19 protein-coding genes are annotated in these 23,157 nt (G+C 65.1%); 5 read left to right on the top strand and 14 right to left on the bottom strand.

The window, feature by feature from the left end; all coding sequences use genetic code 11:
- Window positions 1-38: 38 nt before the first annotated feature.
- Together CH251_RS24300 and CH251_RS24295 are read right to left on the bottom strand one after the other, a co-directional pair.
- Window positions 39-548, bottom strand: coding sequence for a glutathione peroxidase (locus tag CH251_RS24300; RefSeq protein WP_306436850.1), 510 nt, complete (start codon window positions 546-548; stop codon window positions 39-41).
- 128 nt (window positions 549-676) lie between these two features.
- On the bottom strand, window positions 677-2,074 hold the full coding sequence (locus CH251_RS24295) for a cation:dicarboxylate symporter family transporter (RefSeq protein WP_094615471.1): 1,398 nt from the start codon (window positions 2,072-2,074) through the stop codon (window positions 677-679).
- 234 nt (window positions 2,075-2,308) lie between these two features.
- Between CH251_RS24295 and CH251_RS24290 the strand changes: the two genes are divergently transcribed.
- Together CH251_RS24290 and CH251_RS24285 are read left to right on the top strand one after the other, a co-directional pair.
- Window positions 2,309-3,802 carry a sensor histidine kinase gene (locus CH251_RS24290; protein WP_256979290.1) on the top strand — a complete coding sequence of 498 codons (1,494 nt, stop codon included), beginning with the start codon at window positions 2,309-2,311 and terminating at the stop codon, window positions 3,800-3,802.
- On the top strand, window positions 3,799-4,473 hold the full coding sequence (locus CH251_RS24285) for a response regulator (protein ID WP_032395931.1): 675 nt from the start codon (window positions 3,799-3,801) through the stop codon (window positions 4,471-4,473). The genes CH251_RS24290 and CH251_RS24285 overlap by 4 nt, the downstream gene beginning before the upstream one ends.
- A gap of 40 nt (window positions 4,474-4,513) precedes the next feature.
- Here CH251_RS24285 and CH251_RS24280 read toward each other — a convergent pair whose 3' ends face one another.
- Together CH251_RS24280 and CH251_RS24275 are read right to left on the bottom strand one after the other, a co-directional pair.
- Window positions 4,514-6,643: a S9 family peptidase gene (locus tag CH251_RS24280; protein WP_094615470.1), complete on the bottom strand. Its 2,130-nt coding sequence runs from the start codon at window positions 6,641-6,643 to the stop codon at window positions 4,514-4,516.
- Complete coding sequence (locus CH251_RS24275) at window positions 6,640-7,524, bottom strand: phosphoribosylaminoimidazolesuccinocarboxamide synthase (RefSeq protein ID WP_094615511.1); 885 nt, start codon at window positions 7,522-7,524, stop codon at window positions 6,640-6,642. The genes CH251_RS24280 and CH251_RS24275 overlap by 4 nt, the downstream gene beginning before the upstream one ends.
- Window positions 7,525-7,586: 62 nt before the next feature.
- Between CH251_RS24275 and CH251_RS24270 the strand changes: the two genes are divergently transcribed.
- Together CH251_RS24270 and CH251_RS24265 are read left to right on the top strand one after the other, a co-directional pair.
- Window positions 7,587-8,999 carry an MDR family MFS transporter gene (locus CH251_RS24270; RefSeq protein ID WP_094615510.1) on the top strand — a complete coding sequence of 471 codons (1,413 nt, stop codon included), beginning with the start codon at window positions 7,587-7,589 and terminating at the stop codon, window positions 8,997-8,999.
- A 23-nt stretch (window positions 9,000-9,022) separates the two neighbouring features.
- On the top strand, window positions 9,023-9,589 hold the full coding sequence (locus CH251_RS24265; RefSeq protein WP_094615469.1) for a hypothetical protein: 567 nt from the start codon (window positions 9,023-9,025) through the stop codon (window positions 9,587-9,589).
- Here CH251_RS24265 and CH251_RS24260 read toward each other — a convergent pair.
- Genes CH251_RS24260 through CH251_RS24250 form a run of 3 tightly spaced genes read right to left on the bottom strand, consistent with a single transcriptional unit; the run spans window position 9,586 to window position 13,253 of the window.
- Complete coding sequence (locus tag CH251_RS24260) at window positions 9,586-10,641, bottom strand: ABC transporter ATP-binding protein (protein ID WP_094615468.1); 1,056 nt, start codon at window positions 10,639-10,641, stop codon at window positions 9,586-9,588. The genes CH251_RS24265 and CH251_RS24260 overlap by 4 nt on opposite strands.
- Window positions 10,638-12,206, bottom strand: a complete 1,569-nt coding sequence (locus CH251_RS24255) for an iron ABC transporter permease (protein ID WP_256979286.1) — start codon at window positions 12,204-12,206, stop codon at window positions 10,638-10,640. The genes CH251_RS24260 and CH251_RS24255 overlap by 4 nt, the downstream gene beginning before the upstream one ends.
- 3 nt (window positions 12,207-12,209) lie before the next feature.
- Window positions 12,210-13,253 carry an iron ABC transporter substrate-binding protein gene (locus CH251_RS24250; protein WP_094615467.1) on the bottom strand — a complete coding sequence of 348 codons (1,044 nt, stop codon included), beginning with the start codon at window positions 13,251-13,253 and terminating at the stop codon, window positions 12,210-12,212.
- A gap of 118 nt (window positions 13,254-13,371) precedes the next feature.
- Between CH251_RS24250 and CH251_RS24245 the strand changes: the two genes are divergently transcribed.
- Window positions 13,372-14,580 (top strand): FAD-dependent monooxygenase, encoded by a 1,209-nt coding sequence (locus tag CH251_RS24245; RefSeq protein WP_094615466.1) that lies wholly within the window; start codon window positions 13,372-13,374, stop codon window positions 14,578-14,580.
- A 29-nt stretch (window positions 14,581-14,609) separates the two neighbouring features.
- Here CH251_RS24245 and CH251_RS24240 read toward each other — a convergent pair whose 3' ends face one another.
- From CH251_RS24240 to CH251_RS24210, 7 genes are all read right to left on the bottom strand, one after another.
- Window positions 14,610-15,503 (bottom strand): siderophore-interacting protein, encoded by an 894-nt coding sequence (locus tag CH251_RS24240; RefSeq protein WP_094615465.1) that lies wholly within the window; start codon window positions 15,501-15,503, stop codon window positions 14,610-14,612.
- A gap of 72 nt (window positions 15,504-15,575) precedes the next feature.
- Window positions 15,576-16,382, bottom strand: coding sequence for an ABC transporter ATP-binding protein (locus CH251_RS24235; RefSeq protein WP_094615464.1), 807 nt, complete (start codon window positions 16,380-16,382; stop codon window positions 15,576-15,578).
- Window positions 16,379-17,443 (bottom strand): iron chelate uptake ABC transporter family permease subunit, encoded by a 1,065-nt coding sequence (locus CH251_RS24230; RefSeq protein ID WP_094615463.1) that lies wholly within the window; start codon window positions 17,441-17,443, stop codon window positions 16,379-16,381. The genes CH251_RS24235 and CH251_RS24230 overlap by 4 nt, the downstream gene beginning before the upstream one ends.
- Window positions 17,443-18,507, bottom strand: coding sequence for an iron chelate uptake ABC transporter family permease subunit (locus CH251_RS24225; RefSeq protein ID WP_094615508.1), 1,065 nt, complete (start codon window positions 18,505-18,507; stop codon window positions 17,443-17,445). The genes CH251_RS24230 and CH251_RS24225 overlap by 1 nt, the downstream gene beginning before the upstream one ends.
- Window positions 18,508-18,512: 5 nt before the next feature.
- Window positions 18,513-19,817: a lysine N(6)-hydroxylase/L-ornithine N(5)-oxygenase family protein gene (locus tag CH251_RS24220; RefSeq protein WP_094615462.1), complete on the bottom strand. Its 1,305-nt coding sequence runs from the start codon at window positions 19,815-19,817 to the stop codon at window positions 18,513-18,515.
- Between the two features lie 136 nt (window positions 19,818-19,953).
- Window positions 19,954-21,816 carry a siderophore-interacting protein gene (locus CH251_RS24215; RefSeq protein ID WP_143537944.1) on the bottom strand — a complete coding sequence of 621 codons (1,863 nt, stop codon included), beginning with the start codon at window positions 21,814-21,816 and terminating at the stop codon, window positions 19,954-19,956.
- A gap of 68 nt (window positions 21,817-21,884) precedes the next feature.
- Entirely contained in the window at window positions 21,885-22,958 is a 1,074-nt protein-coding gene (locus CH251_RS24210) for an ABC transporter substrate-binding protein (protein ID WP_256979284.1), read from the bottom strand.
- Window positions 22,959-23,157 lie beyond the last annotated feature (199 nt).

Genomic DNA, 23,157 nt, shown 5'->3' with positions numbered 1-23,157 from the left:
CCAGCGTGAACGAGGCTCGAAGTCGATGCAGACAGAAGCTAAACGGACATCGTTTCCTTCGGCAGGATCTTGTCGATCGCTGCGAGCACCTCGGGGGCGTCCGGCTCGGTGCGCGGACGGAAACGGTTGGTGACGACGCCGTCGGGCGAGATCAGGAACTTCTCGAAGTTCCACTGGACGTCTCCGGCCTTGCCTTCGGCGTCTTCGGTCTTGGTCAGTTCGGCATACAACGGGTGCTGATTGTCACCGTTGACGTCGACCTTCTCGGTCATCGCGAAGGTGATGCCGTAGGTGGTGGAGCAGAAGGTTTCGATCTCCTCGGCCGTGCCGGGCTCCTGGCCACCGAATTGGTTGCAGGGCACTCCAACGACCGACAGGCCGCGCGAGGAGTAATCGTTGGCGAGCTTCTCGAGCTTTTCGTACTGCGGGGTCAGTCCACACTTGGACGCGACATTGACCACGAGCACGGCCCGTCCGGCGTACTCGTCGAGCGAGGTGGGCGCACCGCCCAGCGTGTTGATGCCGATGTTCTGAACTTCAGTCATCATCCGAACTTACCTGTGAGTACGCCGAGAACGGGAACCGACGTGGAAAACAAGAACGACCCCGCTGGTGGCGGGGTCGTTCTCGGTTTTCCGAACCGGGCGACGGGGGGATGCGCGGCGCCCGGCAGGTACTACGCCTTGGCGGCGGACTTTTCGATGATGACCTGCTTATCTGCAGGCCGGTCGTCCTCGGGGAGGTGGTCGTCGACCATGGTTTCCTCGTCGAACGGCAGTCCGCCGTCGAGCACCGTGTTGACTCGTTCTTTGTCCAGAGTCTTCGTCCAGGTGCCGACCAGCAGGGTGGCGACTGCGTTACCCGAGAAGTTCGTCACGGCGCGGGCTTCGGACATGAAGCGGTCGATTCCGACGATGATCGGGACTCCGTCCAGCAGCTGAGGGGCGTGACTTTCCAGGCCGCCGGCCAGCGTGGCCAGACCGGCTCCGGAGACTCCGGCTGCACCCTTCGAGGCGATGATCATGAACAGCAACAGCGAGAACTGCTCGGGGATCGAGAGCGGCAGGTTCATGGCGTCGGCGATGAAGATCGAGGCCATCGTCAGGTAGATCGCGGTGCCGTCGAGGTTGAACGAGTAGCCGGTGGGGACGACGATGCCGACGGTGGTGCGCTCGACTCCGACGTGTTCCATCTTGGCGATCAGACGCGGCAGGGCCGACTCGGAGGACGAGGTGGCGACGATGAGCAGGTACTCACGGGCCAAGTACTTGACCAGCTTGAAGATCGAGAATCCGGAAACGAACTTCAGGATCAGGCCGAGGAAGAAGAAGACGAAGATGAAGCAGGTGATGTAGAACGCCAGCATCAGGGTGCCGAGCTGGATGACGGCGTCGAAGCCGGTCTTGCCGACGACACCGGCGATGGCACCGAAAGCGCCGATCGGGGCGAGCCAGAGGATCATGGTCAGGATGCGGAAGACGAGCTTCTGTACTGCGCCGATGCCCTTGAGGATGCCTTCGCCGCTCTTGCCCATGGCCTGCAACGCGAAGCCGACCAGGATGGCGACGAAGAGTGTCTGCAGAACCGAACCCGCAGTGAGCGAGGACAACAGCGACGTCGGAATGATGCCGGCGATGAAGTCCATCGTGCCGCCCGCGGCTTCGGCGTCGGCCGCATACTCCGAACCTGCGCCCGCAACGGGGATGTTCAGGCCGTCACCGGGCTGGATCAGGTTGCCGACGACCATGCCGATGCCGAGCGCGATGGTCGACATGGTGAGGAAGTACGCCAGTGCCAGGCCGCCGACTCGGCCGACGCTGGCTGCGGCGCGGACCGATCCGATTCCGAGGACAATGGTGCAGAAGATGACCGGGCTGATCATCATCTTGATCAGGCTGACGAACAGAGTGCCGAGAACTGCCAGCTCGACGCCGAAGTCCTTCCACAGCAGGCCGACGGCCACACCTGCGATCACAGCGATGATCACCGCGATATAGAGCCAATGAGTCTTGTCGCGCTTCTTCTTGGGCTCGGTGGGCGGATTGTCGAACCGCTCGGCATCGATGGTTGTCATGAATGTTCCTTCTGGGTTCCGGTGAAGCGCGAGTCGAACTGCTGACTTCGTGACTACTGGGAGTGGAGTGAGGTGGATCACCCCTGCTGAGAGATGATGTTGCTGCACCGGGTGACAGGAGTCACCTATACGTTCATTTCGTTCACGTTCGATGTATTGCACGAAAGGATTGCGTTGTCCTCGAAGCGCCCACTGAGCGTCGCCGGCCAGGTGTTGGTGCTCCAGCTAGTCGTCATGGCGGTCGTCGTGTTCGCCGGCGGCATCCTGACGGTCCTCAACGAGCGGTCCAACAGCGACGACGCGACCCGACGCGAAGTCACGGCGATCGCGGTCAGTATCGCCAACGAACCGTCGACGCCGATTGCGATCGAATCCGACGATCCGACGTCTCGGTTGCAGCCGGAAACCGAGAAGATCCGTCAGGTCACGGGTGTCGATTTCATCGTGGTCATGGCCCCGGATCGGACCCGTTTCACCCACACGACCGTCGACCTGATCGGTAAACCGTTCAGCGGCAACATCGATCGCGCGTTGCAGGGCGAGACGTTCACCGAGACTTACGTGGGTTCTCTCGGCCCGTCGATCCGTTCGGTCACTCCGGTCACAGATACGGAAGGTGAGATCGTCGGCCTCGTTTCGGCGGGAGTCACTCGCCAGAAGATCAGTGATCAGTTCTTCCAGGGCCTGCCGCTCATCATCGCGGTCGTGCTCGCGGCATTCGTCGTGGCTGCCGCCGGGTCGACGTTGCTCAGCCGCCGGCTCCGGCGTCAGACACTGGGAATGGCACCGGCGGAGCTGCGGACGATGTACGAGCATCACGACGCAGTGCTGCACTCGATCGGTGAGGGCCTGCTGGTATTCGGCCGCGGTGACGAGGCGGAGTTGGTGAACGACGAGGCCCGACGCCTCCTCGATCTGCCCGAGGGCCCGGTGTCGTTCGAGTCGTTGCCGGAGTCGATGCAGCAGATGGACACCGGCATCGTGCGCGGTGAACTGCATCTGACGAAGGATCGTGTACTCGTCGTCAATCAGGATCCGGTGATGTGGGAGGGCCGACGCCTGGGCAATGTGCTGACGATTCGTGATCAGACCGAATTGCGTTCGTTGATGGGTGAATTGGACTCGGTTCGTAGCTTTGCGGAGTCGCTGCGTTCGCAGGCTCACGAGTCGGCGAACAGGCTGCACACCGTCATCACCATGGTCGAGCTCGGTCGACCCGAGGAGGCTGTCGAATTCGCGACGGCAGATCTGGAACTTTCACAGGCCCTCATCGATCGACTGATGAACGCGGTGAGCGAACCTGCGCTCGCTGCGCTGCTGCTGGGCAAGGTCAGTCAGGCCGCCGAGCAGGGCGTGGAGCTGACGATCACCGACGACACGGCGATGGAGCACGAGGGTGTGCTCACTGCACGTGAATTGGTCACGCTGGTAGGCAATCTGATAGACAATGCCATCGATGCCTCGAAAGAATCCGACCAGCCGTGGGTCGAAGTGACGGTCCGTGACGCCGATGGTGAACTGTTCGTCAGAGTCGCCGACAGTGGTCCCGGAATGCCGCCGGAGACGCTCAAAGCTGCTCTGCGGCGCGGCTACTCGACCAAGTCCGGCTCACGCGGTCTCGGCCTCGCCCTGGTGACCCAGGTGATCGGTCGCCATCGGGGCACCTTGACCTCGGAAGTGACGTACGGATCGGTCATGGTCGCCACCATTCCGGGATCGCTCTCGTGATCCGCGTCCTGATCGTCGACGACGAACCACTGATCGCCGAAGCGCACAAGACGTACGTCGAGCGCACCCCGGGCTTCGAGGTCGCCGGGGTGGCGCACACCGGAGCGTCGGCCATGCGCTTCGCCAGCACCGAGGCCGTCGATCTGGTGTTGCTCGACATCGGTCTGCCCGACGCGAGCGGCATCGACGTGGCGGCGGCGCTCGGCGGTCTACGCCCGAGTCCCGACGTCATCGCCATCACCTCCGAACGGGATCTGTCGGTGGTGCGCTCCGCCGTGGCACACGGCATCGTGCTGTACCTGCTCAAGCCGTTTACCTTCGCCGCGTTCCGCGACAAGCTCGAGCGCTATCGCGAGTTCCATGCCGCGTTGCCGGCAGGCGAGAACGCGTCGAGTCAACGCGACATCGACCGCGCGATGGCGCATCTGCGGACGGCCGACGAACGCGTCTCGACACCCAAGGGCATCGCCCCGCAGACGATGGACGGCATCACCGCGAGCATCAAGGAAGCGGCCGACGGACTCAATGCATCCGAGGCCGCCAAGGTCGTCGGAGTGTCCCGAGTGACGGCGTGGCGATATCTCGAGCGCCTCGCCGACGACGGACTGGTCACCCGGCACACCGAATACGGCAAAGCCGGGCGACCGCAGGTCCGCTACGTGTGGCGCTGACGCGCCAGTGGTGCGGATAAGTGCCCCAAAGGGCGCCTGATCACGCCACTGCGGCGCCAGCCGCACTCACGATCCACGCGTACTCGAAAGCCGCTTCTTTCCACTTCTCGTAGCGTCCGCTGACTCCTCCGTGTCCGGCGCTCATTTCGGTCTTGAGCAGCAGGTCCGAGTCACCGGTCTTCGTTGCACGCAGGGCCGCAACCCATTTGGCGGGTTCGACGTAGAGGACGCGGGTGTCGTTGATGGACGTGATCGCCAGGATCGACGGGTAGTCCTTGGCCTCGACGTTCTCGTAAGGGCTGTAGGACTTCATGTAGTCGTACACCTCCTTGCTGGCCAACGGGTTTCCCCATTCGTCCCATTCGATGACCGTCAATGGCAGCGACGGGTCGAGGATGGAGGTGAGCGGATCGACGAACGGAACGTTGGCGAGGATGCCGTTGAACAGCTCCGGTGCCATGTTGGCCACCGCTCCCATGAGCAGTCCGCCTGCGCTGCCGCCGTCGGCGACCAGATGCTTCGGCGAGGTGCGTCCGGTGTCGATGAGATGCTGTGCGGCAGCGATGAAGTCGGTGAACGTGTTCTTCTTCTTCAGCGTCTTGCCGTTGTCGTACCAGTGCCGACCCATCTCGCCGCCGCCGCGAACGTGTGCGACGACGAAGACGATGCCGCGATCGAGGAGCGAGAGCCGCGCCACCGAGAACGACGGGTCCATCGACGCCTCGTAGGATCCGTAGCCGTACAGCAGCGTCGGCGCGGGGCCGTCGGGCACGTCCTTGCGCGCGATGACGGACAGCGGGACCTGAGTTCCGTCCGGAGCGGTGGCCCATTCACGGTGCTGCACGTAGTCACCGGCGTCGAACTCGCCCAGAACCGGCTGCGATTTACGGAGCAGCAGTTCGCCACTGGCGATGTCGAGGTCGTAGACCTGGCCGGGAGTGATGAACGAGGTGTACACCATCCGAAGCAGCGGCTGATCCCATTCCGGGTTCGAGCCTGCGCCGACGGAGTAGAGCTCCTCGTCGAATTCGAGCTCGCGGTACTCGCCGTACCCCTCGTCGGTCAGCGGCCAGATCGCCATGCGCGTCAGGGCTTCTCGACGGTAGGTGAAGATCAGGTGGCCGGCGAACGCATCGATGTCCTCGACCCGAACGTCGTCGCGATGCGGAACCAGGGTGCGCTGGTCGAGTGGGTCCGAGACCGGAGCCTCGGCGAGCAGGAAGTTCTCGGCCTTCTCCCCCTCGGTGCCCCAGCCGTTCACCGAGCCGTTGTGGGTGATGAGGAATCGATCCTCACCGGCCACCACGGCATGTTCGATGCTGTATTCGACGCCGTCCGTGCGGGGCAGTACGACGCGGAACTCGCCCTCGGGATCGGTGGATTCGAGCACCAGGCACTCGGAGGTGATCTTCGAGCCGACCCAGATCATCAGGTACTTCTCGCTACGGGTCGAACCGAAGCCGACCCAGTAACTTTCGTCGGGCTCGTGGAAGACCTTGACGTCCCCGGACTTGCCGAGGGTGTGCCGCCAGACGGTATCGGGACGCCAGGATTCGTCGACCGTCAGGTAGAACACGTGAGTGGCGTCGGCCGTCCAGGTGGCTCCGGGCGCGACGTTCTCGATGGTGTCGGCGAGCAGTTCGCCGGTCTCGAGGTTCTTGAAGCGCAGTGTGTAGCGCTCGTCGCCCTCGGTGTCGGTGGAATAGGCCAGCAGCGTGCCGTCGAGGCTGATCGAGAACGCTCCGAGGGAGAAGAAGTCGTGTCCCTTCGCTTCTTCGTTGGCGTCGAGCAGGATCTGCTCACCGGGGACGTCCACGTCGGACGACAGTGTGGGCGGAGTCCAGTCGTCGGGAGAATCGACGGGGCAACGGCATTGGAGACCGTAGGACTGTCCCTCGACGGTGCGCGAGTAGTACCACCACTGCCCCATCCGCGTCGGCACGGACAGGTCGGTCTCCTGGGTTCGCGACTTGATCTCGTCGAAGATCTTGCCGCGCAACGACTCCAGGCCTGCGGTCTGCTGCTCGGTGTATGCGTTCTCGGCTTCGAGGTGGGCGATCACCTCGGGATCGTCCTTGGCACGCAGCCACTCGTAGTTGTCGATGAACGTATCGCCGTGGTGGGTGCGCTCGTGCGGCACCTTCTTGGCAACGGGTGGGGTGATCGTCATGGTGTGACCCAATCGTCGAAGTTCAGGCCCGAGATGCGCTCGTAGGCCTCGATGTAGCGGCTGCGTGTTGCGGCGACGATGTCGTCCGGCAACGGCGGCGGTGGAGTGTCGGAGCTGCGATCCCAGCCGGATTCGCCCGTCAACCAGTCGCGGACGAACTGCTTGTCGAAGCTGGGCTGGACGCGACCTTCCTGGTACGAATCGGCGGGCCAGTAGCGTGAGGAATCGGGAGTGAGAACCTCGTCGGCGAGGACGAGGTTGCCGTCGGCATCGGTACCGAACTCGAACTTGGTGTCCGCGAGGATGATTCCGCGTTCCAGAGCGAAGTTGGCTGCGCGCGAGTAGATCTCGATGGTGTCTTCGCGCAACTTGAACGCGAGTTCGGCACCGACCTGCTCGACGGCCTGGTCGAAGGTGATGTTCTCGTCGTGATCGCCCAGTTCGGCCTTCGACGCGGGCGTGAAGATCGCCTGGTCGAGCTTGCTGGATTCCACGAGCCCGGGGGGAAGCTGCACGCCGCACACGGCTCCGGTCGCGTTGTAGTCCGCCAACCCGGATCCAGTGAGGTAGCCGCGCGCGACGCATTCGATCGGCACCATGTTCAGCTTCTTCACCACCAGGGCACGGCCGAGCAGTTCGGCGGGAATGCGTTCGTCGAGCGGATCGCCGGCCAAGTGGTTGACGCCGCCGAGCTCTTCGAAGAAGAACACGCTCATGGCCGTCAACACGCGTCCCTTGTCCGGAATCGGGGTGTCGAGGATGTGGTCGTAGGCCGAGATTCGGTCGCTCGCGACGAGCAGCAGATGCGCGTCGTCGATCGTGTACAGATCGCGGACCTTGCCGCCGGCCAGATGCTCGTAGCTACTCAGTGATGGTCGCACGGTGTTCAACACTATCTGGGCCGGTGGCCGCGGGGGTGCCGGCAGGCATCAGACTGGTAGCCGTGGCAACGAAAAACACGACCTCGGATGTCGGATTCCGCTCCGAACGCGGACCGATACTGGTTGCGTTGATGCTCAGTACGTCTCTGGTCGCCCTCGACGCGACCATCATCGCCACTGCGGTGCTGTCCATCGTCGACGACCTTGGCGGCTTCACGCAGTTTCCGTGGCTGTTCTCCATCTATCTTCTGGCGCAGGCGGTATCGGTACCCCTGTACGGCAAACTGGCCGACCTGTTCGGCCGCAAGAAGATCATGCTGTTCGGCATCGCGGTGTTTCTGCTCGGCTCGATCCTGTGCGGACTGGCCTGGAGCATGCCCGCCCTGATCGCCTTCCGTGCAGTCCAGGGCCTCGGCGCAGGTGCCGTGCAGCCGATGGCCATCACCATCGCAGGCGATATCTACACCCTGGCCGAGCGCGCCAAGGTGCAGGGCTACCTCGCCAGCGTATGGGCGATGTCCTCGGTACTGGGCCCGGCACTCGGCGGTATCTTCTCCGAGTTCCTGACGTGGCGCTGGATCTTCTTCGTCAACATTCCGCTGTGCGCGCTGGCCGCGGTGATGCTGTGGCGCAAGTTCGACGAGGGAGCCGTCGAACGCACCAAACCCAAGATCGACTACCTCGGTGCAGGCCTGCTGACGGTGGGCGCAGCGATGGTGCTGCTCGGGCTGCTCGAGGGCGGACAGTCCTGGGCCTGGAACTCCCCTGTCAGCATCGCCATCTTCGCTGCCGGAGTCTCCTTGCTCGCCGCGTTCGCAGTGGTGCAGACCAGAGTCGAGGAGCCGATCCTGCCGCTGTGGGTGTTCACGCGTCGGGTGCTGGTGGTCAGCAGCTTCATTTCACTGCTCGTCGGCGCTCTGATCCTCGGCCTGACCTCGTACGTGCCGACGTTCGTGCAGGGCGTGCTCGGCACCGGCGCGATCGTCGCAGGCTTCGCGCTGTCCACCCTGACGCTCGGCTGGCCCATCGCGGCATCTCTCTCCGGACGGGTGTATCTCCGGTTCGGTTTCCGCACCACGGCGCTGATCGGTGCCTCCATCGCGGTCGTCGGAGCGGCATTCGCCACCGGCCTCGGTGCCGGCTCACAGGTGTGGCAGGTCGGCGCGGTGTGCTTCGTCATCGGCCTCGGTATGGGTCTGATCGCCAGCCCCACCCTCATCGCCGCTCAGTCGAGCGTCGAATGGTCCGAGCGGGGCGTCGCCACCTCGACCAACATGTTCGCCCGCTCCATCGGCAGCGCAGTCGGGGTCGCGGTGTTCGGTGCCATCGTCAACTCACGCATCTCCGACGACCCGAGCCCCGAACAACTGTCCGACGCCATCCATCCGGTCTTTCTGGGTGTCCTGGCGGCGGCAGCGGTGATGGCCGTCGCGGCACTGTTCATGCCCAAGCGTGGAGCGGAACCGACCCGATAGCGTTCCTTCGGTAGCTTTTGCGCATGGCCCTCATTCATCACGCGACGCTCGTTCCATCGAAACTCGACGCAATCGCGGCGTGGCTTCCGACGCAGGCGTGGTCTTCCCGTCTGGACATCACCGGACTCGAGGCCGTCGGCGCGTATCGATTCGACGATCCCGACGGCGAGGTCGGCATCGAGACACATCTCCTGCGTTCTGCGTCGGGCACCGTGTTTCAGGTGCCACTCACCTACCGCAGCACACCACTGCCCGGGGCAGACACGTATCTCGTTGCCACGATGGAACATTCGGTGCTCGGCACGCGCTGGGTGTACGACGGCGTCGGCGATCCGGTGTACGTGGCGGTCACCACCGCGGCCATCGTCGAGGCCGCTGGCCAGGCAGAGCTCGTGGTGCAGGCGGCCGACGGTTCTCGATCGGTGCGTGAGTCCACCACGCAGGTGCGGGGTTCCGGTGGAAGCGCCTCGACGTCACCCCACCTGCATGTCCGGCGGGTGATCGATGCGACTCCGACCGAGCTGCCCCATCTGCTGGGTACCTGGCCGGGCCAGGACGAGCCGATCGTGTTGGTGGAGCTGCGAAACTAGTCCGACGAGGACGGAAACCAGTGCACCGGCGATGTCACCGTGACGTCCACGGCGGCGCCGGGGGCGAGTCGGTCGGCGGTCCGCGCGATGGCTCGAAGCCGCAACCCGGTGTCGCTGTGCCGCAGAGTGACCGAGGATTCGGGGCCGGTGAAGAACTCGTGTTCGACGACGAATGCGCCGTCGTCGAGCTCCGAGACCAGCAGCTGCTCGGGCCGGAGCAACGCCTGCCCGTCGCCCGTCGCTCGGGTGGTGGATTCGAGACGCCCGAGGACGGTGTCGACGTGGCCGCCCTGGGCCGCAGCGTCGACGAAGTAGGCGTCGCCGACGAACCTCGCGACCGCGGGTGTGGCGGGTCGCTCGTACACCTCACGCGGGGTGTCGATCTGGGCGCAGCGACCACCCAACAGCACGGCGACCCGATCTGCAGTTCCGAGCGCCTCGGCCCGGTCGTGGGTGACGAGGATCGACGCGGTCTTGCTGGACTGCAACAACTCTCGTACATCCTGACGAATCGAGGTACGCAGCCCCGCGTCGAGGGCAGCGAACGGCTCGTCCATCAACACCACCGACGGAGCAGGCGCGAGCGCACGTGCCAACGCGATGCGCTGCTGCTGACCGCCCGAGAGCTCGCTGGGTTTCACCCCACCGGCGTCGGGCAGTCCGACGAGCTCGAGCATCTCGTCGACGCGTCGAGTGCGCTCTGCGCGACCGGACAGGTAGGGCCGCAGAAACCCTGCACGCAAGCCGAATTCGATGTTCCTTCGTACCGTCAGGTGTGGGAACAGCCCACCTTCCTGCGGCATCAGGCCGATCCCCCGCTTCTCCGGCGGTACCTGAATCTGCCCCGCCACCGAGATGTCCCGCCCGTCGGAGGTGATCCGGCCCGCGTCGATGCGGTGCAGTCCCGCAAGGGATCGCAACAGGGTCGTCTTACCGCAGCCGGAGGGGCCGAGAACGGCGAGCATCTCTCCGTCGCCGAGGTCGAGGTCGATCCCGTGCAGGACCGCCGTACTGCCGTACGAGGCAACGAGTCCGGAAATCACCATGCTCATGGCAGTGCTACTCGCTTCCGCGTCGTGCGCCCCAGCGCCCGTGTCAGTACGACCGTCGGAACCACCGAGATCAGGATCAGGGCCAGGGCGTAGGGTGCCGCCTCGCCGTATCGGAACGCCTCGGTGGTGGACCACAGCGTAGTCGCGAGTGTGTCGACTCCCCGAGGGCGCAGCATCAACGTCGCGGGTAGTTCCTTGGCGACGGTCAGGAACACCAGGGCAGCCCCGGCGGCGATGCCGGGTGCCGCGATCGGAATCGTCACGCGAAGGTCGGTACGCAGCCTGCCTGCGCCCAGGGTCCGTGAGACGTCCTCGAGGACAACGGGAGTGGCGTCGACCACCGCTCTGGTACTGCCGACGGCCAATGGAAGGAAAAGCACCACGTATGCCAGCACCAGCAGCACCGCCGTCTGGTAGAACGACGGCAGGAACCTGATTCCGAGGAAGACCGTGGCGAGCCCGACGGTGATACCAGGTAGTCCGTGCGCGATGTAGGTGGACAACTCGGCGCCGCGGGCCGCCCTCGACGTGGATCGGGCCGCGAACAACGCGACCGGAAGCGCGAGCACGGCCACCACCACCGCGGCGGTCGCGGAGTACTGGACGGTCTTGGCCGTGACGGCCAGCACGTCCACCCAGTCGACGGTGAATCGCAACGATCGACTCAGCCATCGCGCCAAGGCCAGTATCGGAACCACCACCGAGACTGTCAGTGCGGCAACGACAACGGCCAGAGCCGGCATGCGCCACCGGCCGAGGACGATCGGCTCGGCCTGCCGGTCCGTTCCCGATCCCACCCTCGCCGTGGCGCCGCGTCGGGCACGCCGTTCGAGGAGGGTGAGCACCAACGCGCCCACCACGAGGACCAGTCCGAGGACGGCGGCCGCGGTGCGATCGAGTCCCCCGCGGTACGCACTGTAGATGCCGAGCGTGAAGGCGTCGTATCGCATCAGAGCCACCGCCCCGAAGTCACTGATGGTGTACAGCGCCACCAGAAGCGCACCTGCCGCCGCGGCCGGCACCACCCGCCGACACTCGACGGTCAGCGCCGTGCGCACAGCGCCTCGGCCGAGGGTGCGGGACACTTCGGCCAACGATGGGTCCGCGGTGGCGAACGCCGCGGACACCGGCAGCATCACCAGCGGAAAGCAGGACAACGTGAGCACCAGGGCCGCACCGGAAAACCCTGCCAACGAGGGGAACTCGGCGATCCACAGGTACCCGGACACGTACGACGGGATGGCGAGTGGAGCGGCGAGGACCATCGCGAAGAAGCGTCGACCCGGTAGGTCGGTACGGACGGTCAACCACGCCAGCAGCGTCCCGACCACAACAGACGCGACGAGCACGGTGAGCGTCAGCGTTGCCGTGCGGATGGCGAGGTCGAGTGTGCGTTGCCGAAGAAGCAGTCGCAGAACCTTCTCGGTTCCGCCGTCGAACGCTCGAACGAACAGATACACCAACGGCGTCAGTGTCAGCGCTCCCACGCACAACGCGGCCGTCCCGAGAACGGGACGACCGCCGAAGTGGCGCCGCCGAAGCGGCTGGAGTGCAGACGTGAGCACCGACTAGATGATTCCGACGTCGGTGAGGAGGGTCTGAGTGGCCTCGAGGGACGAGAGCTGACCCAGATCGAGATCGGTCGAACCAAGCTCGGACAGCGGCGGCAGGTCGTAGTCGGAGGTGACTCCGTCGATGACCGGGTATTCGGCGGTCTCGTTCGCGAAGTACGTCTGCGATTCGGTCGAGAGCAACTCGCGCACGAAATCGAAGGCCGCTTCCTGGTTGTCCGAGGCAGCCAGCACACCGGCACCGGCGACGTTGATCAGCGCGCCGGGGTCACCGGGCTCGAAGTAGTGCAGCTCGACCGGGGCGTCGTCGCCGTTCTCGTCCTTGAAGGGGTACCAGTAGTAGTGGTTGAGCAGGCCGGTGGCCACCTGTCCGTCGTTGACGGCGGTCAGCAGCGGGCCGTTGCCCTCGAAGGCGACGGGCTCGTTGGCGACGAAGCCTTCGAGCCAGGTGCGGGCACCGTCCTCGCCGCGCTGCACGCGCAGGGCGGTGACGAAGGCCTGGAACGACGCGTTGGTCGGTGCGTAGCCGATCTGTCCTCGCCAGCGGGGATCGAGCAGTCCGTCGATACCGGTGGGCAGGTCTGCTGCCTGCACCGAATCGGAGTTGTAGGCCAGCACGCGGGCCCGTGCGGAGGTGGCGACCCAGGTGCCGTCGGCACCGCGGTACTGCTCGGGAACGAGCGAGAGAATGTCCTCGGGCAGCGGTGCGAGAGCGCCCGCCTCGTCGAGGGCACCGAGTGCGCCTGCGTCCTGGCCGTAGAAGACGTCAGCCGGGGTCGCGTCGCCCTCTTCGAGGATCTTTGCGGCCTGGGCGTTGGTGTTGCCCGAGTAGTCGACCTCGATACCGCCGCCGATGCGCTCGATCAGTGGGTCGACGAGCTCTTCACCGCGGCCGGAGTACACCACGAGGGCAGACTCTGCGGAGGCGGACTCGGAGCTGGACGTGCCTTCGTCGGACGAGCCGTCCGAGCTGCATGCGACGAGACCGAGGGCGAGGGTTGCGCTGATCGAGAGCAGCGCCAGACGGCGAACGGTGAACACGGTTCTCCTGACGAAAACGGGACATTGAAGACAATTCGATGAAAGTACACCACAAAGGTGAGGCTCAGCTACTTTCCCTCCGGGATTGAACGACCTGCCGCCCGGGCATTCCCGGTCCATGACTTCTCGTGTACTCGTCACCGGTGCCAGCATCGCCGGTCCCACCGTTGCGTTCTGGCTGGACCGCGCCGGCTTCGAGGTCACCGTCCTCGAACGCTCACCGCAACTGCGGCTCGGCGGCCAGAACATCGACGTTCGCGGCTCCGGCCGCGAGGTGCTGCGGCGCATGGGCCTGGACGCGACCCTCCTCGCGAACGGCACCACCGAGAAGGGCACCCGATTCGTCGACGATGGCGACGCCACCATCGCGGCATTCCCGGCCGGCGACGGATCTCACGACGGGCCGACCGCGGAGTTGGAGATTCTGCGCGGCGAGTTCGCGCGGATCCTCGTCGAATCCGCCGTACCACAAACCGAGTATCGCTACGGCGATCGCGTCGTCGGGGCGACTCAGGATGCCGACGGCGTCGATGTCACCTTCGCAACGGGCGCAGCGGAAAGGTTCGACCTCGTTCTCTTCGCCGACGGAATACGTTCCAGCAGTAGGGAACTGGTGTTCGCCGGGGAGGCCGAGACCACACCTGTCGGCCTGTACACCGCCTACGGCGTACTGCCGAAGGGACCGAGCGACGACGGCTGGTGGCGTTGGTACAACGCCCCCGGATCTCGCGTGGCGAATCTACGACCGGACAACCTCGGCACGACGCGATTCAGCCTATCCTGGGTGTCCGACGACAGCGGCTACGAGGGCGCGTCCACCGAACGCGTCATCGCCGCCCTGCGTTCGACATTCGCCGGTGTCGGTTGGGAAGTGCCCCGGATCCTGGACTCGCTGGGACCGGACTCCGAGCTGTACGTCGACTATCTGGCGAAGGTGAAGGCCCCGCGCTGGTCCGACGGCAGAATCGGCATGCTCGGCGATGCCGCCTGGTGCGCAACGCCGTTGAGCGGCATGGGAACCACGTTGTCGGTCACCGGCGCGTACGTTCTCGCAGGCGAGCTCGCGCGGGCGAGTGATCATCGCGCCGGTTTCGAGGCCTTCGAGGCGCGGATGCGTCCGTTCGTCGATCAGGCGCAGAAACTCCCACCCGGTGTGCCTCGCGTCGCGCATCCGAAGACCTCGGCGGGAGTCGCTGCATTCCGTACCGTGCTGCGCCTAGCCGGATCCAAGCCCGTGCAGGCCGTGACAAGCAAGTTCCTCGGTCCCGACGCGGCGACACTGGAACTGCCGGATTACGAGTTCGACGCAGCCCCACGTGAGCGGTAATTCGACCCCTGCTACGAAGTTCTGCTCACCTACAGTCCGACACGTTCCAGCAGCGCATCGAATGCTTCGCTGGCTTCCTGCTCGGACCGGCCGGATTCGATGACGCCGTTGTACACCGCCAGCGCCTCCTCCTGGTACTGCTTGTACTTCTCGAGCCACTTCTCGGAGTCGGCACGCCAATATCCGATGATGTCGAAGTACGCGATGTCGTAGCCCAATTCCTTGCGGAAGTGCTTGCGCACCCGACGCGAGGACGACGCCTCGCCTGCGAACCACACGTACCCACGTCCCTCCGGCAGTGGGTACGCCAACACCGCGTCGTCGAGAACGCTTGCGCTGTCGCCGTTTCCGGATCCGATACGCCAATCGAACGTGACGTCGGCCGGGGTCTCGAAGGATTGGATGTCGCCGCGCTCGAGCACCTCGACAATGGCGTGAGCCTTGGCCCCGGCGGGCAATTGCTCGACGAGCCGACCGAGTGCGGGCAACCCGGTCATGTCCGCGACCAACAGCAGCCATTCGACGTCGGCGGGCGGTGAATACCAGGATCGCGGGCGGGTGAACAGCACCGTCTGCCCCGGGACGGCCTGTTGGGCCCAGGTGGACGCGACGCCGCCCTCGTGTGCGAAGAAGTCGATGGTCAGCTCACCGCGCTCCGGATCGAGACGACGGACGGTGTAGTTGCGGCCTTCGGGAGCATCGTCGAGACCGTGGAACCACCAGAACCCGTCGACCTCGGTCATCGGCGGCGGAATCACTTCGCCTGCCCTGGGAAAATAGACTCCGACGCATTCGTCGGGCACCCCGAGCGTGCGGTAGCCGGCGACGTGCTCACCGCCGAACGTCACACGCACCATGTGCACCGTGAGTCGTTCCACCGCAACGACATCGGCGTAGTAGAAGCCACGCGGTTGTTCACTCATCTTCGTCCTCGATACATATCTCGACGTAACTCCTGCGAGAAACCCCCAGGGCCGTTCTCTCTCAACTCTAAACTAAGCCTTGCCTAGCCTGCGACCGACCACCTTGGGGATCACCAACGGAGTGTGCGATTCCGGATCGTCGATGATGCGGCACGGCAGCCCGAAGACAGTCTCGACCAGCTCGGCAGTGACGACGTCGGCAGGCGGGCCCTCGGTGACCACGGCGCCGTCCTTCATCGCGATGATGTGATCGGCGTACCGGCAGGCGTGATTGAGGTCGTGCAGCACAGCGACGAGAGTGCGACCGTTCTCGCGATTCAGAGTGGCCAACAGGTCGAGCAGTTCGATCTGGTGCGCGATGTCGAGAAAAGTGGTCGGCTCGTCCAACAGCAGCAGCGGCGTCTGCTGCGCCAGAACCATTGCCACCCAGACGCGTTGCTGCTGTCCGCCGGACAGTTCGTCCACCGGACGAGCCGACAGCGAGGTCACTGCCGTTGCGTTCATGGCCTCGATCACCGCGGCTTCGTCCGTCGTCGACCACTGCCGAATCAGCTTCTGATGCGGATAACGGCCCCGCGCAACGAGATCGGCCACCGAGATACCGTCGGGTGCGATGGAGGTCTGTGGAAGCAGGCCGAGGCGTCGGGCAACTTCTTTCGCGGGATACGACGAGATCGCCTTCCCGTCCAGCAGAACGGTTCCGTGCGAGGGCTTCAGCAGTCGCGAGAGCGCCCGCAGCAGAGTCGATTTGCCGCAGGCATTCGGTCCGACAATGACGGTGAATTTGCCGTCGGGAATCTCGACGGTCAGGTTCTCGCTGATGACGCTGCTGTCGTATCCGACCGTGATCTCGTCGGTGTGCAACCGAGGCTTCGTCACTGCTTCCTGCCTTCCCGGGCCAACAACCACACGAAGTATGCGCCGCCGACCGATACGGTCACCACACCCACCGGCAGCTGAGTGGGAGCGAAGACGCGCTGCGCAACAACGTCGCTCACGACCAGCAGCAGCGCTCCCATGCACGCGGCAGGCACCATCGCCACTGACGAGGTGCCGGTGAGGCGGCGCGCCAACTGCGGCGCCGCGAGCGCGATGAACGAGATGGGACCCGCGGCCGCAGTAACCATCGCGATCAGCGCAACGCCCAGGAACACCAGCATCAGACGGGTCGGCTCGGCGCGCACACCGAGCGCCCTCGCCGCATCGTCGCCCATCTCCAACATCGGCAACCGACGCGAGAGCACCGCCAGACACGACGCGATGACGACCGACACGGCCAGCACGGGCCCCACCTGCGACCACCCCAGGCCGTTGAGGGTGCCCGCACCCCACACGGCGGCCGCGATCGCGTCGTCCAGGTCGGCTCTGATCACGAGCCAGGTGTTGACGGAGGCCAGAACGGCGCTGACGGCGATCCCGACGATGATCAACCGAAAGCCCTGCACCCCGCGCCGGTACGCGAGCAGGTAGACCACAGCAGCCGTCGCGAGTCCGCCGACGAGCGCGCCCGCTCCGGTCCGGTAGTAGCCGCCACCGAGAATGAGGATGACGACGAGCGCGCCGGTGTACGCACCGGTGCCGAATCCGATGATGTCCGGGCTGCCCAACGGATTTCGCGTCAAGGATTGAAAGACCGCCCCCGATACACCGAGGGCGGCACCGAACAGGAAGGCCAGTGCCACTCGGGGAAACCGCCACTCAATCACCACGATCTCGGTCAGGCGTGGCGCATCGCCGAACACTGCGGCGAGCACCTCGTTCGGCGGAATGTAGAGGTCGCCGGTCCCGACGGCGACGATGGAGACCACCGCCGTCACGGCAAGCAGGGCCGCGCAGACGCCCACCGTTCGGATGCCGATGCGGCCGTCCACTCGATCCCGCACTCGCACGACCCACAACTTTCGGCCGAAGTCGATGTTCCCGCCGCGTTGCTCACCCATCACAGTCCGCTCGCCTTCTTTCGGCGAACGAGCACGATCAGCACCGGTGCGCCGACGAACGCGGTGACGATACCGACCTGCAGCTCCCCCGGCCTGATCACGATGCGGCCGACCACGTCCGAGAGCAGCAGCAAGCCCGGTGCCGCGAACACCGTGTAGATCAGAATCCAACGCTGGTCCGGTCCGACGAACCAGCGCACCATGTGCGGAATCATCAGTCCGACGAATCCGATGGGCCCGGCCGCCGCCGTCGCCGCGCCGGCGAGCAGAGTCACTGCGACGACGCCGACGATTCGCGTCCGAACCACGTTCGCTCCCAGTGACCGGGCCAGATCGTCGCCGAGCGATATCGCATTGAGGGGACGAGCGATCAGGGCCGCCAGAAAGACTCCGAGCGCGATGAACGGGGCAACCTCGGACGCGATGTCCAGGCCTCGACCGGCCAACGACCCCGCGCCCCAGAACCTCATCCTGTCGAAGGCATCCGGATCGAGCAGCAGCATGCCCGAGGTGACGCCGCCCAGTACCGCACCGAGCGCAATTCCGGAGAGCGTCAAGCGAATCGGAGTGGCTCCGGCGCGCCCCAGTGACCCCAGCGCGTACACCACGATCGTTGCGAACACCGCCCCGGCGAACGCGAACCAGATGTACGAGCCGATTCCGGTGAAACCGAACACGCCGACGGCGATCGCGACGAAGAACGCCGCCCCGGCGTTGACGCCGAGAATTCCCGGGTCGGCCAGCGGATTTCGCGTCATCGCCTGAATCAGCGCACCGGCAACCCCGAGGGCGATTCCGACGAGCAAACCCAGAACGGTACGCGGAAGGCGTAGTTCGCGGACGATCACGGATTCGGTGGATCCGTCGGCGAAGAACAGCCCGTGCCACACGTCACCGATCGGGATGTACTCGGTGCCCACCGAAATGCTCACCAGGCACAGCGCTGCCAGAACACCGAGGACGACGAACAACCCCGCGGACCGACGCGCATCGGTGCGAGCGAGACCACCGACGAGTGCCGGAACGTCTCGCTGTTCCGGCTCGTCGCTCGCTCTCGTGCTCACCCGATTCACACCACCGATCGCACCCTCGCGCTCACGGCGGACTTCACGATCTCACCGCTGCGAACAGCGATGTTCGACAGCAACGACGACGTCAGACCGTGCGTGTGCTCGGTGCCGCCCTGCAGGTAGATCGAACCCGCACTCGGTTCGCGCGTCACGAGTCTGTAGTCGCGCGTCACGCGAGGACCGCGAGAATCGTATTCGACGGCGTCGAACAGCGGACCGAGGATCTCGGGAAGATCGAGGGACGTGAAGCCGGTGGCATAGACGACAGCGTCGCACAGTATGTCCTCGGCCAGACCCGTCGGGCCGTGCTCGACGGAGGCCAGCACACCCGTCGGCTCCTCGACCGCGTCGACCAGTCGAGATGCGCCGTGCACGAACAACCTGCGCTGCCCGCTCACCCGTTCGGCGTACTCACGCGCGTACAACTCCTCGATCAGCGGCAGGTCGACGGCGGAGTAGTTGGTGCCGCGGTGGTAGTGCAGCAACTGATCGCGCAACGTGTGCGACGACGAATAGAAGTCGTCGACGGCCGTCGGATCGAAGATGCGATTGGCATAGGGGCTGTCGTCGGCCGGGCTGTACCCGTACTTGCGCAGCACCGCGTGCACCGACGCATCGCTGTACGTCGAGTGCAGGTAGTCCACCACTTCGGCGGCGCTCTGCCCGGCACCGACGACGACGAACGTGCGATGCGTCCGCGACGGCAACCGGTCGAGATGACCGAGGAGGTCGTGGTTGTGGAACTGTCGCGCCGACGCCGTGACCCCGTCGGGCAGGGTGGCGGTGAGTCCTCCGGCGAGCACGATGTTGCGCCCCCGCACGGTCCCGGCTCGTCGGCCCTCGGTGCGGACGCCGTAGCCGTCACCGGTGTGGACGACGTCCACCGCCCGGGTGCCGTAGTGCACCGTCGCGTCGACCTTTTCGGCGGCCCACGCCAGGTAGTCGTGGAATTCGAGCCTGCTCGGGAAGAACGTCTGCAGGTTGATGAAGTGATTGAGCCGACCCTGCTCCGACAGGTAGGCCAGAAAGGTGTACTCACTGCTGGCATTGCGCTGGGTCGCGAGGTCCTTGAGGAACGAGATCTGCATCGACGTTCCCGGCAACAACATGCCGGGGTGCCAGGCGAACTCGCCCTTGGACTCGACGAAGCAGGCCGTCAACCGTTCGGTGGGAGCGCAGGTTCGGTTGTGCTCCTCGATCGCGATGGCCAGTCCCAGATTGGAGGGCCCGAATCCGACACCGACGATGTCGTACTCGCAGTCTTCGGTGAGGTCGTATTCTCGCGAGTTGTCGTCGACAGTCATCGTGCAATCGCTCCTGACAGTGAATGGGGTCCATGACCGCGTTTCTGCGCGCAACGACAGTGCCTGAGCATCCGCGCACGCCTTCAGTAGGCTACGCTAACCTAACTAGTGCACTATCACAACGGCTTCGGCGGCGTCAGGTATCGCGGTGCAGATCGAGCACCGACATACCCCAGCCGACCAGTGTCGACGCTGTGACCGCGAGGCCGGCATCGGCTGCCACGGAGGCGAACTCGGCCTTCGTTCGGACACCGCTGCCATGCATGCACAGCATCAACAGATCGAGTTCGGCCTGATCCTCGTTGTACGAATCGTCGTCCGACAGCCGCTCGACCACGACAAGTTTTCCGTTGTCGGCCAATCCCGTTGCCGCATTGCGCAACAACAGCACGAGGTCGTCGTCACGATAGTGCCCGGTGATCTCGAGCAGCAGATACGCATCGAATCCGCCCGTGCGCGGTTCGGTCAGGACACTCTGCGGGTAATTCTCCACTCGCTTGTGGAATTCGGGCCATTTCTCGAGGTCTTTTCGTATCGATTCGAGCTCACTGGGCAACCCGAGCACACCCGCTGACAGACCGTCGTAGCGCGTGAGAACGGAACCGAGCACCACCCCGGACGCCGCGCCCGTCACCAGCACGGTCGAAACGCCGTCCAGCGAATAGTCCTGTACCAGAGCAGGACCCAGGAACGCCGCCTCGTCCGCGATGTGATCGTGATGCAATTCGGTGAGCCGCGGGGAGGCGGCCAGGTCCTCCGCCAATGTGTTGCCGGTCAGCAGGCTGGCACTGGCGGCACCGGTACGCAGGCTGTCCACGAGACCGGTGATCGACAATTCGACCCGTGCCTCGATGCCGTCCAGGTCGAGCCAGTGCGAGATCCAATCGTCACCGAGCATTGCCTCACCGATATCCCCGAGAATCAGACGACCATCGGAGTCCTCGGCGAGCACGTCGACCGCACGTAGGTAGCGTACGAATTTCGCGAGGGCGCGGACGTCGGTCTCGGTGGCGTCCGCAAGCAATTTCACGGAACTCGCTCCTCGCGAGACGTGCAACGGTATGCGCAATGTGTTTGCGGCCCGAAAAGCGAAGGGCGACAATATTTCCGCGCGTTCGGCGAGCCTGTCGAACGGCTCGGACTCACCGGCACTCAGATCGGGAACCTCCGGGTCGTCGGCTCGGGTCAGAACCTCTGCTCGACGCCAGTAACCGGTGACCTCGACCATTTCCGGCGGCAACGCGCGATCCTCACGCAGGTATCGCCTGATGCCCTTGATGGCCGTGGATTCGCCTGCTACCCAAGCGAACACGGTTCCTTCCCACCAAGACGCACCACGCACGGCCGTTTCGAGCAGATCTCCGGTACCTGCCACTGCACCGTCGCGGTGGACCCAGGTGATCTCGGCGTGGGCGGCAGTCGGCAGCGGTAGTTCTCGCTGTGCGTCGGTCACCTCGACGAACACCCGGATTCGCTCGTCCCCTGTGGCCTCGTCGAGATAGCGAGCAACGGCGGGCAGCGCGGTCTCGTCGCCGACGAGCAGCACCCAGTCCACATCGGCCGGGGCGCGGCCCGAACGCACCGGTCCCAGCAGCGGGATCGAATCGCCGACGCGGCAGCGCCGCCCCCACGTCGACGCGATCCCGGTGTCGTGGGTGACGAAGTCGAGGGTCACCTGCGCCCTCTCGGGATCGAATCTGCGCACGGTGTAATTGCGTGTCACCGGACGCGGGTCACGAGGCCACTCGACGGTGCGCTCGTGCTGAGTCGGAAGTACCACCGTGCCGTTGCTCTCCGCCGGGAAGAACAGCCGCACGAAATCGTCGAATCCTTCGCTGCGCAGTGCCGGAAACCGGTGACCGTCGCGGGAGAACTCCCGCAGCTGCGGTCCACCCAACACGATCCTGCGCATCCCCGGCGTCACTTCACATGTCTCCATCACCGTGGCCGTACGCAGAACTTCGGGAAAGACGACCTGAAGTCGATGGGACCTTGCCACGGTGAACACGCTCCTGGTGTCGAGAGTGAGTGCGCCTGAGCGCGCGTCGGATGGGCCGCCCGGCGAGATCAGCCCTGAACGTTCCCGGCTGCGGTGTTCAGCGCCGAGGCCACGTCGTCGAGGATGTACGGGATGGTCAGCACCGTCAGTCCACCGAACGCGAAATTCTTGTCGGCACTGAGCGCTTCGGTGGAGGCGGTACGACCCTGCGCCAGCACGGGCTGCGACGCCACGGCCGGCTCGGCGAGGAAGGCACCAAGCGATTCCTTGTCGTAGGCGACAACGAACAGCACATCCGAATTAAGCAGCGATGCCTGCTCGAGGCTGAGCTCGAAGTACACCGCATCGGGGTCCTTCGCCGGGTCGGCCTCCTCGATGGTGGGCTCGTTCACCAGACCGAGCTCCTCGAGGAACTCGACGCGCACGTCGTTGTCCTTGCTGACGGCAAACGTGCCCGGAGCGTTGGGTAGTGCGATGGTGACGGTCTTACCCTGCAGCGCCGGGTATTTCGCAGCGGCGTCGGCTATGGAATTCTCGACGCCGGAGACGAGAGCGGCTGCCTCCTTCTCCTTACCGAGGGCTTTACCCGCGATGGTGAGCTGGTCTTCCCACGACGTCGTCCACTGCTTGTCCGGGTACGCGACGACCGGTGCGATATCGGAAAGCTGGTCGAACTCCTCCTGGCTCAGTCCCGAGTACGGCGCGAAGATCAGATCCGGTGCCGCAGCAGCGAACTGCTCGACGGGAACTGCTCCGGTTCCGTCACCGGAGAACAGCACGGGAGTGTCGCCACCCAGGTCGGCGAGCGCTTTCGCGTCCCACTGCAGAATGCCGCGCTCGTCCGCTCCGTACTGGGCACCGTCGAAGGTCGGCATGGCGACGGGCACTACACCGAGGGCGAGAACGGCGTCCTGGTTCGACCAACCCCAGGTGGCAATCCGCTTGGGTGCCTCGGGGATCGTCGCGGATCCGAGGGCCGAGTCGATGGTGACCGGAAATGCGGAGTCCTGCGCAGTTGTCGCGGAGTCGGCGGCCGGCGTCTCCTCGGTGCCGCTGCTGCATCCGGCGGCAAGGGCAATGGTCAGCCCTCCGGCGAGCGCGATCGACGCCGCACTCCTCATCCACTTCGTACGAACGTCCATCGTTTCCGGGAACCTCTCGACTCGTCCACGCACCCACTGCGTCCCACACCCGACCGGGTGGGGCGACCGACACGGTAGCATCACTGAGGCAAGCCTCACCTCACTCGATCCGAGAACGTACTGAACACACCGAAGCCAGGCTAGGCTACCCTCGCTGAGGCGTCGGGTCCGCTGGTTGCACGAACAGCCGTGGCCCGAC

This window comes from Rhodococcus sp. 06-462-5, assembly GCF_002258315.1.
In the GTDB taxonomy this organism is placed as follows: domain Bacteria; phylum Actinomycetota; class Actinomycetes; order Mycobacteriales; family Mycobacteriaceae; genus Rhodococcoides.
Note: the sequence above shows the minus strand (reverse complement) of the source record. Positions and strands in the feature narration are given on the sequence as shown.